We start from the raw sequence: 14,112 nt of genomic DNA on the forward strand, positions 1-14,112 counted from the left end.
TGTTGGGGATTAGCCAAGCGGTAAGGCAACGGACTTTGACTCCGTCATGCATAGGTTCAAATCCTATATCCCCAGCCATTTACTTTAATGTTTGAGAGCCATTAGCTCAGTTGGTAGAGCACCTGACTTTTAATCAGGGTGTCGAAGGTTCGAGTCCTTCATGGCTCACCATTCCTTTCAAGGTGTGCGCGTGTGGCGGAATGGCAGACGCACCAGACTTAGGATCTGGCGTTTCACGACGTGGGGGTTCAAGTCCCTTCACGCGCACCATGTTTATGCGGACGTGGCTCAGCGGTAGAGCATCGCCTTGCCAAGGCGAGGGTCGCGGGTTCGATTCCCGTCGTCCGCTCCATATAGATTGTGCGCCCTTAGCTCAGCTGGATAGAGCGTTTGACTACGAATCAAAAGGTCAGGAGTTCGAATCTCTTAGGGCGCGCCATTTATTTTTTAGCAAGATGAACCACTGTATTACGGGATGTAGCTCAGCTTGGTAGAGCACCTGGTTTGGGACCAGGGGGTCGCATGTTCAAATCGTGTCATCCCGATTTTATATTTTGCGGGTGTAGTTCAATGGTAGAACTTTAGCCTTCCAAGCTAATAGCGTGGGTTCGATTCCCATCACCCGCTTACGAAATAGAGCAAGAGCCGTGGATAAGCCGCAGCTCTTGCTTTTTTATAGCTCATTAACAACACGCCTGTGACCTGCAGGGGTGTTTTTTGGCCGTCCAGAAGTGTGTTAAATGACAGCTGACAAGAGCCTAAGCCTGTTATAGTATACTTACAGAATTATCCTCACTATTACAGGCAATCAAGGAGCACAGCAATGACAGACAAAGTAATAAGGATTTTCAAAATCATTAACGCCATTCAATCTAACCCCGGCATTACAGCAGCAGATTTAGCGTTTAGATGCGATGTGAACATCAGGACGATCTACAGGGATCTGGATGTCATCAGCCATTTTGCACCGGTTGCGAATGAAGGCAGGGGCACAGGCTACAGGTTTCTGGGGACGTTTTTCCAATACCCGCTTGATTTCTCTGAACAGGAAGCCTTGGCTTTTTCACTCCTGCCTTCGGTGCTGCATGAAGATAAAATCCCTCCGGGCTTTCATACCGCCTATGACAAGGTGATGGGAACACATCTCAAGGAGAAATCCAAACTAAACGGAGTGCTTGAAAATATTGCGGATATTATCCAGATGGGGACGCCCGCGTACCGTAAAGAAAGCCGTAATTTTCTCCAGCCGATTATAGGGGCTATCCTGGAGCAGCAGAGCATCCGGACGGTCTATCACTCACAGGCGCGTAATACCACAACTGAACGTGAAATCGATCCTTATTATCTGATTCCGCGGGATCAGCGCTTTTATCTGATCGGGTACTGTCATCTCAAGCAGGATATCCGTACCTTCCGTATCAGCCGGTTTCAGCAGGTTGAGGCTACGGGTTCCACTTTTGACAAAAGCGGCTTTAATATCAAGCATTATCTCAAGAATACATGGTCCATCGACCGGGGCAGCAAAAATATCAGGTTTAAGGTACGCTTCTCCCCTGATGTGGCACGTTATATCAGAGAGGAGGAATTGTTCGTGCATCCGCGGATGAGCGATCAGAAGGACGGTAGTCTGCTGTTTGAGGTGACCGTCAATAACGCCAAGGAATTCATGAAATGGATTCTGCAGTATGGTCCGGAGGCGGAGATTCTGGAGCCGGCGTCGGCCCGACTGGAGATGAAGCAGAAGCTGGAGCGATGGATCAAGATGTATCAGTAGAAAAAAGCACAACTGCCCGAAACAGATAGAATCAGGGAGTTGTGCTTTATAAGCTAACTTACATATTTGAGAAAAAGAATATTACTCAGCCTGGGCCGCATCCGTTGGAGCAGGCAATCCGAGTCCGGCCGCAATACGCTGCCCGAATTCAGGATCGGCCTTGAAGAAGTGTCCGATTTGACGGATTTTGATCTCCTCGAATTCTACCGGTGTCATGGCGCCAACAATGTTCTCCACCAGGCGGGCACGTTCCTCTTCACTCAGCAGACGGTAGAGATCACCGGCTTGAGTGTAGTGATCATTATGATCGTAAGCGACACTGTCAGCGTGGCCGGAAACCTGGAACGGGGCGGGCTTATCCTGCGGAGATTCCTTGGCTCCGCCAAAGCTGTTGGGCTCATAGTAGACGGAACCGCCGCCGTTACGGGTCGAGTTCATCGCACCGTCGCGCTGGTTGTTGTTCACCTCGGCTACAGGACGGTTAATCGGCAGCTGATTATGGTTAGCCCCTACCCGGTAGCGGTGGGCATCGGCGTAAGCGAACAGGCGGCCCTGCAGCATTTTGTCGGGGGAGGCTTCAATGCCGGGCACGAACGAACCCGGAGAGAAGGTAGCCTGCTCAACTTCCGCAAAATAGTTCTCCGGGTTTCGGTCCAGCACCATCCGGCCAACCTCGATCAGCGGGTAATCCTTCTGTGACCAGACCTTGGTTACGTCAAAAGGATCGAACCGGTACGTATCTGCATCCTCCTCCGGCATAATCTGCACACACAGTCTCCATGCCGGGAAATCCCCTTTGTCAATCGCATTGAACAGATCCTCTGTATGGTAATCCGGATTCTCACCCGCCAGCTGTGCCGCCAGTTTGACATCCAGATTTTTGACGCCCTGCTCTGTTTTAAAATGATATTTCACCCACACAGCCTTACCTTCAGCATTAACCCACTTAAACGTATGGCTTCCGAACCCGTGCATATGACGGAGCGTTGCCGGAATGCCGCGGTCAGACATCAGGATAGTAACCTGATGCAGTGATTCAGGAGATAGAGACCAGAAATCCCACACCGCGTTCGGATTTTTCAGGTGAGTCTGCGGATGGCGCTTCTGCGTATGGATGAAGTCCGGAAACTTAATGGCATCACGGATGAAGAAGACCGGCGTATTGTTGCCGACAAGATCATAATTGCCTTCCTCTGTATAAAATTTAACGGCAAACCCGCGCGGATCACGGACGGTGTCTGCAGAGCCGAGCTCACCGGCTACAGTCGAGAAGCGGATGAACATGGGCGTACGCTTGCCTACTTCAGATAAAAAAGCTGCCTTGGTATATTGGGACAAATCCTGTGTAACCTCAAAATATCCATGAGCACCCGCTCCCTTGGCATGAACAACCCGTTCAGGAACACGCTCTCTGTTAAAATGGGCCAGCTTCTCCAGCAGATGAACGTCCTGCAGCAAAGTAGGTCCGCGTGAGCCTGCTGTCATTGAATTCTGGTTGTCTCCGACGGGGGCGCCCCAGCTTGTAGTTAGTTTATTGTTGCTCTGACTCATGAATACAATCACCTCGGTATAGGATTTGAATTTAGAATTAGTATAAGTTCTATATTAACAAAAAATTTAAAGAAATCAATCCTTTTTTATAATTATTATAATTAACAATATGCGGAAAATAGAATGAAGGGGCGATAGAGCTAGTCTATAAAGAATTGTTTAGATCTGCGGAGTTGTAAAGACGCCCGATCTTTTATTTTCGTTTGTGAGTTTCTTGTGAGACTATTGTCGTATGATATATTTATTCGTCACGATGGAGAATGAGGGGTTACTTATGAATAGTTGGGGTAAGTTATTGATCAAAGCGGGGGTGCTGCTTGTTGTCGCTCTGCTTTTTGTATATATGGACTCGATGGAAAGTACAACGGAACCCACTGCGAAGCAGGGCATACTGGACTTGCGGGAAATAGGTCTTCCAAGTCAAGGATTAGTGAACTTGAACGGAGAATGGGCCTTTTATGAAGATAAGTTGCTGACACAAGCAGAGTTGAATGAAGATACGATGCAGCAGGATAGTTATCAAACCGTACCGGGTGCATGGGAAGGGAAGGGTAAAAAGGACAATGTGCATCGTAAAGGTTATGGTACCCTTCATCTCAAACTCCTCGTTCCGGAGGAAGATACGGTCTACGGACTTAAAGTAAACAATATCCGGATGTCGCATAAATTGTTTATCAACGGAAATCTGATGGGGGAGAGTGGTCATCCTGCCATTTCAAGAGAACTGAGCCGTCCTGGAAATACTCCCTATACTGTTTTTTTTCATTCCAGTACAGGGAGCATTGATATTGTTATACAGATAGCTAACTACGAGTTTATCAATGGAGGGATCATCCGTCCCATTCAGTTTGGCGCACAGAAAGAGGTATTCAAGTTAGGCAGTCTTGCCATCGGAGCAGATCTGGCCTGCATTCTGATATTTATTATGTTTGGAGCTCATCAATTGTTAATGTATTTTCCGGAACGTCTGGACAGAAGCAACTTGTACTGTGGAATGTTTCTGCTGTTTTTTTCGGTAGGCCAGATGCTGCAGGACGAGAAGCTTTTCCAACGTCTGCTTCCGGATATACCATTTTATGTTTCCTACAAGCTTCTTGATTTCAGTATTTTTATGCTTCCTATACTGGGCATTCTATTCTTCTCTTCTCTTAATGCCAGACTCATGTCCCGGCGGGTTAAGATTCTGCTTCTTATACCATTAGCAGTTTATACTGCGGCCATAATCGTGTTGCCCTACCGGGTATATACCGAGATCAAACCGGAGTTTCTGTTATATATGTTTTTCATCGACTTTTATGTCATGCTAAGGCTGGCTATTCTTTATTTCACGGCTGGTAAGGAGACCAATGAAAGGAAAGAGCTACTGCTGTTTTTTTCGGCGATAATGTCGATGATGATCTATCTAATCGGCGATTACTTGTCTTCGGAAAATATGCTTGCCTCTGATCTTCTAAGCAAATTGTCTGGGTTGAGTTTTGTTATGTTGATGAATACGCTGATGGCAGTCCGCTTTTCAAGAGCTTTTAAGAAAACCAAAGCTTTAACGCATGAACTGATGGTGGCCAATCAGGTAAAAGATGAGTTTCTCATGCATACTTCTCATGAATTTAGGACCCCACTGCATGGTATTATGAATATTACGTCCTCGCTTTTGGAGGATGATGAGGGGACTATGTCTGCCGTGCAGATGGAGAATTTGTGGCTGGTGAAAGATACGGCAACGAAGTTGAGCATGCTGATGCAGGACTTAATTGACGTGACAAGGCTTAAGCATGGAGATTTGCAAATGTACTTAACGGTAGTTAATGCGCGGGCTGCAGTACAAATTGTACTGGATGTGTTGCAATTTGAGTTGGCAGATAAGGATGTAGCGCTTGAGAACCGTGTACCGCCATACTTGTGGGTCCATGCAGACGAGAATCGGTTCAGACAAATTTTGTATAATCTAGTGCATAACGCGATCAAGTATACTGAAAAAGGGAAAATCTCTGTGGATGGCACAGTCAGAGATAACCTGGTGGAACTATTTGTGCTTGATACAGGTGAGGGTATATCTCAGGACAGAAAATCGAACCTGCTCTCCGGGAGTGATCCCTTTGGTTCGATTGCACTCGAAGGACGTTATTCCGGCATGGGCCTTGGGTTGTTCATCTGCCGCAAGCTCGTAGAGGGGATGGCTGGACAAATCCGTATTGTATGGACAGAAGTTGGACAGGGGACATGTATAGCTTTTACATTGCCATTCGTGAATGGGCCTGAGTCAGTCTTAAAAAGCGGAGATGTAAACTCAAAGCTGCGCTCTCCTCGGAGCCCTGCTTCTCTGGAAATAGAAGAGCAATATGACTATACGATTCTGATTGTAGATGATGAAGCCTCAAATCTTCACACGTTGCTTACCATTTTACGGAAACATCCTTATAATGTGCTTACAGCATTGTCAGGAAGAGAGGCATTAGCTAAAATCAGCCGATATCCACGCATTGACCTTGTTATTCTCGATGTAATGATGCCGGAAATGTCAGGCATTGAGTTATGCCGCAAGCTGCGTGAGAAGTATACTATTCTTGATTTGCCCATATTATTTGCTACTGCCAAGGATCGGTCGCAGGATATTGCACTGGGTTTTGCAGCCGGGGCAAACGATTATCTGACGAAGCCATTTGACGGGGAGACCCTGATTGCCCGAATTCAGACATTGCTGCTTATGAAGACATCTATTCATCAGGCCATTCAAAATGAACTGGCGTTTTATCAGGCTCAGATCAAACCTCATTTCCTGTATAATGCCCTGAGCAGTGTTATTTCCTTCTGCTATACAGACGGGGAGAAAGCTGCTTACCTGCTGTCCAGCCTTAGCCAGTATTTACGTTATATTCTGGATATGGACCATAAGGAGATATTTGTTCCTTTGGGCAGGGAGTTGGAACTGATAGATGCATACGTAGAAATTGAGAAAGCCCGTTTCGAGGGTCGTTTTGAGTATATAAGTTATGTAGACGAACGGTTAAAGAGCCTGCTTATTCCCTCACTAAGTATCCAGCCATTCGTAGAAAATGCCATTCGTCACGGTCTTTTTGATAAAGACGGTCTAGGAAATGTAACGCTCTCCGTTTCTGAAGGAGAGAACTACCTGCTGATTACCGTAGAAGATGATGGTGCGGGTATTTCAGATGATTTACTGTACCTCATATCCAGTGGGGGTAAGCCTCAGGAGGGACAAGGTGGTATCGGAATCTTCAATATCCGGCGCAGACTGGAAGCGATATCGGGAGCTACTTTAACTGTGAGTTCAAAGCTGGGCCGGGGTACCACGGTTACAATGTACCTGCCTATGGAACAAGATGAAAGCTAAAGGGGTAGGGATATTTGTTCAGAGTAGTCGTTGTCGAGGATGAAAAGCCGATCCTTGAATTAATGAAAGTTGTGGTAGGGAGGAACCCCTATTGTCAGGTTGTAGGTGCGTTCAGCAATCCCTTCGAGGCGCTGGAGGCTATTCCGGACCTTAAGCCGGATATTGCGTTTTTGGATGTTGAGATGCCCAGACTTTCCGGCTTGGAGTTGGCGCACAGAATAAATGAATGTTGTGAGCAGACGCGTATTGTATTTACCACGGCCCATAAGGAGTATGCTCTGGAAGCCTTCAATGTTTTTGCTTTTGACTACATTCTCAAGCCAATAACTCCTGCCAGTGTTCAGCGGATTACGGATCGTCTTCTGAAGGCAATTGACCGTTCCGCTGTACAGGCTGCTGATTACCTAAAGAATACAGTCTCCATCCGCTGTTTCGGCAGTTTTGAGGTCCGTAATTCCAAGGGAATGTTAGTACGGTGGCCTACCCGTAAAACAGAGGAACTCTTTGCATACCTGCTGTGCTATCCCAATCAGGAGGCGGATAAGTGGCAATTGCTAGAAGCCTTATGGCCGGACATGGACGAGGAGCGTGCCGTACATAATTTGCATAATACGGTTTACCGGCTGAAGAAGCTTTTGAAAGAGCATGATTTGGGTGTAGATGTGGGAAAAACGGGACAGGGCTATCAACTGGAGATTTTCCTGACCACTTACGACCTATTGGAGTTTCAAGGTTATACCCCTGCTCTGACCGATGCCCAGGAAGATTTACCGCGCCTTACGAGCTTGTGCGCAATGTATCAAGGCCATCTGTTTGACAGAAAGGATTACTTGTGGAAACACCGCCTAGAAGAAGAGTACAGTAAACGCTTTTTTTCTATGGTTCAAAATTTAGGAAGGCTATGCCTAGCCCGCAAGGATTGGGAAATTGCGGAACAGCGTTTAAGTGCATATCTGGCACTTTATCCATTTGATGAAGATATTAATCTCTTGTTGATGCGGGTATACGCTTCAAGCGGCAGGCGGGAGAGAATGACCAGACATTATGCCGATTTTGAGTACCAGTACTGTAAAGAGTTTGGAATTGCGCCACCTCGGGAAATGAAGGAACTTGCAGATTCATATAATAGGGAATGACAAGCACGAACAAAGAACCGTCAGCCAGATAATGGCTGACGGTTCTTTGTTTTTCTCCAATATTGGACTACTTTCGACATGGATACCGTGTCTTTGAGAGAAATTTGAGAGAATGTGTTTCTATAATTAAGCGTAGGAGTGTGACTAAAATCATGTGTGGAAAGGATGGCAGCCCAATGCGGCTAAAGGTCGGAGTGGTTATTCTTGCGGTTTGTGCCGTGCTGCTGATGCAGGACCGCGCGGCGATCTCTAGGGCAGAGACGCCGGTTCAGTACGATGCGGAGAGTGTTTATGCCTATGCGGAGGAGGCGATATTCTACGTACGCGCGTATCGAGAGGAAGGCACTTTGAAGGATGTGGGCAGCGGCTTCCTGATTCAGCCAGACGGTACAGCCGTAACTGCCTATCATGTGGTGGAAGGGGCGGCGCGCCTTGGCTGTGTGCGGAATGACGGTTCTGAAGCTGATTGCCGGATTCTAGTTGCGGATGAAGCGGCGGACACGGCGGTGCTGGAGCTGCCTGCCGCGGGCAAAAACAATCCTTATCCTTATTTACCTTTGCGAACAGGACTGGTTAATCAGGGAGAGCGCGTATTTGCCATCGGATATCCACTGAAAGGGACGAAGATGATAACTGAAGGGATAGTGAATGCGCCTGGCGTTCCTATTAACGGAAGGAACCGTATTCTGATGTCGGCAACGCTGGTCAACGGCATGTCCGGAGGGCCGCTGGTCGATCAGGACGGTTATGCGGCGGGACTGCTCTCAGGGTCTCTTCGCACGATGAGCGGCATTCATCTGGCTGTGGATGCAGTGACGCTGAAGCAGATAATCAGCCGGGCAGGAAAGTAGAGGCGGCGCAGCGTCCCGGATGGTGCACACTTGCGGCATGTACTCCGGTGACGTTTTTACATAGAAAAGAGTGGTATTCAAAATTCTTACAAGAGGTGCATGCATGAGAAAATGGGCGAGGAAATATTTGTCCGCCACACTGGCTGCAGCAATGCTGACAGTTGGGGTGCCATGGTCAGGCGCAGAGCGGGCAGAAGCAGCGGGAAGCTATGAGGACGTGAACATTTACGGAACGACAATCTATAATCAGAGCACGATAGCGTCTAATCCTTTCGTGCCTAATGACAGTGAGTATGATGAGGGGGCAGACGCCAGTGAGTACGACGCTTTTATGTGGTTCCAGAGATCGAAGCAGTCCCCTCTTAAAGGTGTATCTTTTACGATGGATGATCCGGACGATCTCTATGGCACAGATAAAGTCGATGATGACTTCGACGGAACGATTTCTGTTTCCCAAATCGAAAATCTGAAGCAATTGGCGCTGAGCGGGCAGGGTGAGTTCCGGTTCTTCGTGCGCAATCTGTATGAATCTGATGACGACTTTGTGAGTGCCAAGATATCGACCAGTGTATCGGGGTTTTCCAAATACCTGGAGCAGCATGGCAATTCCAATCCCAGCCGTAAAGATAATTTTGACTCTGGCTGGCAGAAGCTCGATGTCAATGATGTGATTAATATCAACATTGTGGTCGACGGGTCAGCGACCATGGTAGGTGTCCACTTGTTTTTCCGAGACATTACCGCTCCGACCGTCAAGGACTACATCTTTGATACCAACGGTACGCAGCGCGAAAATACCAGTATTGAAGAGAACGAGCTGCTCCTGAAATGGGGGGACAAGATGGATTTGACCTACCCGTTCAGTGAGCCGCTTAAGGCTTATTCAGGAGAGGCCTCCGATCTGAACCGCCACAATCTGTTCACTAATCCGGCAGGAACAGGGTTGCCTGCAGCAGGGGAGAACCAGGGCCTGACGCTGCCTGCCTTAACGAACTGGGCTAAATATACGGACAAGTTGAGCTATACCTATGAGGCGGTCAATTACCAGCATACAGGCAATTTGCCCATCATGAACGGCGGTGAGCTGTCCACGCTTCCGTCAGGGATCAACTTGAACGACAAATCACTGAAGCAAAAGATTATCGATGCCGACTTTCATGATGCTGCGGGAAATCCGCTGATTGTCAGTAATTTCGGGCAGCGGGCATCTGTCTCCGAGGGGGATTCCTTCCTTCGCGGCAAGGCCATTAATCCGTTCGATGCGACAAGCGATCCAGGAAATGCGAACGATGGCTTCCGGCTAATCGTTGATGCAGTACCGCCCAAATATAGTTTTGTTGCCAACGGTATTCAGCCGGACATTGTCACGGGAAGTACACTGAACAAAGGTGATACCCTGGATTTTAAGGTGCAATTGACGGAGGAGACTATCGCGAGAAAGGGGCTCTCGGCTGATGGTTTGTTCCTGTACTTCAACAATGGTATGAAGGCCTATTATGTGGAGGGGGAAAATTCATCCCTGTGGACCTTCCGGGCGACCGTGGCGGAGGACGATCTGGATGTGGCGCTGCTTAAAGTTATAGCCTTGACCCATTCATCCAGGGCTGGCGACACGCCTGCCTTTGCGGACAAAGGTGTGATTCAGGATTACGCCGGAAATCTGCTCCTGGACCCGGTAAATACCAGTAAGTCGGCGAACCCTGCACCTACAGACCCATCCAAGCAGGTACCCAACACCAAGATTGACTGGGCGAAGCTGTCCATCGACAACACGGACCCGGATTTCAGCTATGTCTACGACGTCACTGGAGCTACGGATAGTGTATGGGGCAAATCAGGCAGAATTACCGTTGATGCCCGTGATCCCGGAGTAGTTGCTCCGGCGCTCGATCCGGACGAGGCTGGACAAACCCGGCCAAGCCGCGGCATCTACCGGCCGCTGAACATGACCGGCGGTTCAGCGGATTCCTCGGGCCTGGGCCTGGTCTATTATTACTGGAGCCAGAGTCCGGTTGATCCGCTGGCCGGGAAAGAGGCCGACGCGTTCGCGGCGGTCAAGCGTTATTCGCTGACCGGGCAACAGCCCCGGGAAGGCTTGTATGCCGGTGAACTTGGGGATTTCAATCTGATGGTAGCCAATAACAGCACCAATCTATTGTCCCCTCCCGCCCAAGCAAGAACAGTGGAAGGCAGCGGCACCTGGTATTTGCATACCTGGACGGCCGATATGACCTGGGATACAGCCCGTGAGCTGATGCAATACGAGAAAATGAAGACGTACAAGACCAGCCACGCCAGTACTTACGCAGGTTGGATCAATGAATATAAGGCTAACCATAAGGATGCATCCGATGCGGATGCCGAAATCTATGCGAGTGGCAAAGCCCTCGAAGCAGTAGGTGATTATAGTGATCTGTCACTGTGGACAGAGGCAGACTTCAAGCGTGACGATTCCAATTGGATTTATGGTAAGACCGCCATATTGCTAGATAACATGGCACCCGTTCTTGGAGCTTCGATCTCCGGCATCAACCACACGGCTGAAGTTAAAGCCATGGTGAAAGCGTCGGATGAGCACAGTGGCATTGATCCGGATTCGCTGCAATTTCAGTGGGTCAAGACTGGGGTTTCGCCTAGCGAGCTGGATTGGCAGGTTGTGCCCGCTGACCGGATGGTAACGACACTGAACAATGTAATTGAAGATGGTGAGTATATTCTTTACCTGAGAACCTCCGACCGGGCCGGCAATACGGCACAATATCAGATGAGTGAGCCGGCCGTGGTCGACTCTACGAGTCAGGTCAGTATCGCCTTCGCTCCTGAAGCTCCGGAAGCCTACATCCAGAGCCGCGATATTGAGGTTAGCGTCAGAGGAACGAAGGTGCAGGAGTTGTTGTACGCGTTCAGCTCTTCTGCCGTCCGTCCGGCGGATAACCTCTATCAGTCAGCTGACTTGGAGGCTGCCGATAAGGAGGAAACGGTTACTGAATCCGTCTACAGCAGCGTTGTTACAGCAGTGTACAGCCTGAATGGAGAGCAGTACCTGCATGTAAAGGTCAAGGAAGAGGGGACAAGCCGGTTCTATGAATACAGTTCGCTGTATCGGTTTGACAATGCTGCACCGGCAGTGACGTTCAGCTTGAATGGTGTAAGCTATCCCCGCTCTGCCTATAAGGTGCTTGTGACGGCAGATGATCAATATACCCCGTCCGGCACTGTAGTCCAGTACCAGTGGATACCAGACAATGCTGCCCCGCCGGCTGAATCCTCCTCCGGCTGGCTGCCGCTTCCGGATGATGGCAAAGCCGCCATTGACAGCGATCTGCTGGCTCCAGGCACATCGGCAGGCTATATCCTGTACGTATACGCCCGGGACGGACTTGGTAATGGAGAGGTTATCCATACTGGAACCTTCAACTTGTTCCGGGCCGATACCTCGCCAGTAGAGGTTCTGCAATCCGACCTGATTGCCTTTCAGAGCGCTTCAGGGGGAGTAAGCAAGGCTACTGTGCAGCTGGAGCTGAAGAGTGTTTCGAAGGACGGATTTGAATATTCCATCTCCAGCGACAACGGCTCTACATGGAGTGTGTGGAGACCTTACACGAACTTTGTACAGGTTAACGTGACGCAGGCCGCTCCAGGGGAACTGCAGCTGAAGGCTAAATTTCGTTCTCCCTCGGGAGTGGAGAGCACTCCGGTAGCCATTGATACGGGCCATTATGATGCAGCGGCTGATCCGCTGTATGCGCTGGCCTCTTACAGTACGTTTAAGCCCACGAAGAGTGGCGGTATCTCGCTTAGCCTCTCCGTGTCTACAGGCATAAAGGTCACGCCTGCGGCAGATAATCCGGCGCTTGCGGAGCGGGTGAAGGGTAATCTTTTCACAATTTCACAGAATGGCCTCTACACCTTTGATCTGGTAGACCTGACAGATCCGGAACGCACTGTTGAGCTACTGGCTGTAGTGAGTAATATTGACTCAACCCCGCCGGAGGGAGTCGTTGAGTACAACATCACTGGTCCGACCAGGGGGAATGTTACCGCCAAGCTTATCGCTTCCGAGCCGGTACGCATTGTGAACAATGGCGGAAGAGACGGCTACATTTTCAAAGATAATGGTTCGTTTACTTTCGAGATTGAGGATGAAGCAGGGAACACAGGCTCTGTTACGGCAGCTGTGTCCAACATTGACAGAACTCCTCCGGAGGTTTCGCTGGTTAAGACCTACGCCTACGGACTAAATAGCTCCAAGTTCTTCAAGACGCTGTTGGATGATCAGGGAAATGTGGTGCTGGCTGCGGGCGTTGTGCTGACGGCACAGAAAAGCTCTCCGGCAAGTGAAGCCTTCCAGGTGGTGCAGGGCAAGAATCCAACGGTTCTACTGCAGAACAATTCGTTCCGTATCATCGTGCAGGATCCGCAAGGGAATACCGCAGCGCTGGAGGACAACATCACCCACATTGCTCCTGCTATAGAACAGCCCTTAATTACACAGGAATATGTCGACGATAACGGGCAACCGCTGGCTTCAAACAAGCTGGTTGTCATTGACGGCAAGACCTATGCCAAAGGTGCGGTGAAAGTGACGCTGAGCGGCCAGATCGATAAGCCTAACCAGATGTTCGTAGGAGCTGTGCCGGTAATTCAAGGTAAAGGCTATGCCAACAAGATCAGCGGTGCAGACGGCAGCTATTCCTATTCAGCGATTTACCACGCCAACGGCAATACCAGAACGGTGCTCAGTGATCTGCTGGGCCGCACCGTTGTCTCCTCGATTCAGGTGGATGGGCTGGACAATACAGCACCTGAGATCACACTGAAGCGCGCAGTGACCGCTGTGATCCAGGGCCAGAAGGATTTTGATCCGCTGCGGGATCTTGGCGGCTACACCGCCAGGGATAACGTATCAGACGAAGAAAACCTGAAGGTCACAGTCAGCAAGCTGGATCTGACCCGGTCCGGTAAGCAGACCGTGACTTATACCGTAACGGATCAGGTGGGCAATAAGGCAAGCATCACTCAACAGGTTGTCGTTATGAAGGACAGTGGGCTGCTGATTACGGGGAACGGACAAGTACTGTCCTCCAGCCTGGCGGAAACGGTGTTGTTCGATACTAACCGGATCACCTTCAGTGTGCTCGGCTATGACAAGATGAGTGTGGACGGGAAAGAGCTTGTCAATGAGCAGGCGACTTACACGCTTCTCTATCATTCCGGACTCTATCGGGAGGGGCAGATGAAGTATATCGCCGAGGAGATTCCGTTTAAAGAGCTCACGGCGAATCAATACCAGGTCGTCTTCCCGAAGACAGGCTGGTATACCATTATCGTCAGAACGCAGGAGAGAGAACGGGAGATCGTTACCTTCTTTATCGGCGGTATGGAATCATAAGCAATTCATAAGCGGCGATAAAGAAGGAGAAAGCCGGGCGGACGGGGAGGCGGATC

6 protein-coding genes and 7 tRNA genes are annotated in these 14,112 nt (G+C 49.4%); 12 read left to right on the top strand and 1 reads right to left on the bottom strand.

The features are described 5' to 3' along the window. Positions 1-3 precede the first annotated feature (3 nt). From AC4G46_RS04125 to AC4G46_RS04160, 8 genes are all read left to right on the top strand, one after another. A tRNA-Gln gene (locus tag AC4G46_RS04125) sits at positions 4-78 on the top strand. Between the two features lie 17 nt (positions 79-95). Beyond that, a tRNA-Lys gene (locus tag AC4G46_RS04130) sits at positions 96-171 on the top strand. A 15-nt stretch (positions 172-186) separates the two neighbouring features. Beyond that, a tRNA-Leu gene (locus AC4G46_RS04135) sits at positions 187-270 on the top strand. 7 nt (positions 271-277) lie between these two features. Continuing rightward, positions 278-352 (top strand) — tRNA-Gly (locus tag AC4G46_RS04140). Positions 353-362: 10 nt separating this feature from the next. Then, positions 363-439, top strand: a tRNA-Arg gene (locus tag AC4G46_RS04145). Positions 440-471: 32 nt separating this feature from the next. Next, positions 472-545, top strand: a tRNA-Pro gene (locus AC4G46_RS04150). Between the two features lie 11 nt (positions 546-556). Next, positions 557-627, top strand: a tRNA-Gly gene (locus tag AC4G46_RS04155). Between the two features lie 196 nt (positions 628-823). After that, positions 824-1,774 (top strand): helix-turn-helix transcriptional regulator, encoded by a 951-nt coding sequence (locus tag AC4G46_RS04160; RefSeq protein WP_491126809.1) that lies wholly within the window; start codon positions 824-826, stop codon positions 1,772-1,774. A gap of 81 nt (positions 1,775-1,855) precedes the next feature. On the opposite strand, the gene katA is transcribed toward AC4G46_RS04160, so the two are convergent. Continuing rightward, on the bottom strand, positions 1,856-3,325 hold the full coding sequence (gene katA / locus AC4G46_RS04165; RefSeq protein WP_491126810.1) for a catalase KatA: 1,470 nt from the start codon (positions 3,323-3,325) through the stop codon (positions 1,856-1,858). A gap of 253 nt (positions 3,326-3,578) precedes the next feature. On the opposite strand from katA, the gene AC4G46_RS04170 reads away from it, so the two are divergent. The 4 genes from AC4G46_RS04170 to AC4G46_RS04185 all read left to right on the top strand — a co-directional run bounded on the left by AC4G46_RS04170 (position 3,579) and on the right by AC4G46_RS04185 (position 14,056). Beyond that, positions 3,579-6,677, top strand: a complete 3,099-nt coding sequence (locus AC4G46_RS04170; protein ID WP_491126811.1) for a hybrid sensor histidine kinase/response regulator — start codon at positions 3,579-3,581, stop codon at positions 6,675-6,677. A 14-nt stretch (positions 6,678-6,691) separates the two neighbouring features. After that, complete coding sequence (locus tag AC4G46_RS04175) at positions 6,692-7,813, top strand: response regulator (protein WP_491126812.1); 1,122 nt, start codon at positions 6,692-6,694, stop codon at positions 7,811-7,813. A gap of 176 nt (positions 7,814-7,989) precedes the next feature. Continuing rightward, the gene (locus AC4G46_RS04180) at positions 7,990-8,664 is read left to right on the top strand and encodes a S1 family peptidase (RefSeq protein ID WP_491126813.1); all 675 of its coding nucleotides are present in this window, start codon (positions 7,990-7,992) and stop codon (positions 8,662-8,664) included. Between the two features lie 103 nt (positions 8,665-8,767). Continuing rightward, positions 8,768-14,056 (top strand): hypothetical protein, encoded by a 5,289-nt coding sequence (locus AC4G46_RS04185; RefSeq protein ID WP_491126814.1) that lies wholly within the window; start codon positions 8,768-8,770, stop codon positions 14,054-14,056. Positions 14,057-14,112: the final 56 nt, after the last annotated feature.

The organism is Paenibacillus sp. fava2, from assembly GCF_058313675.1.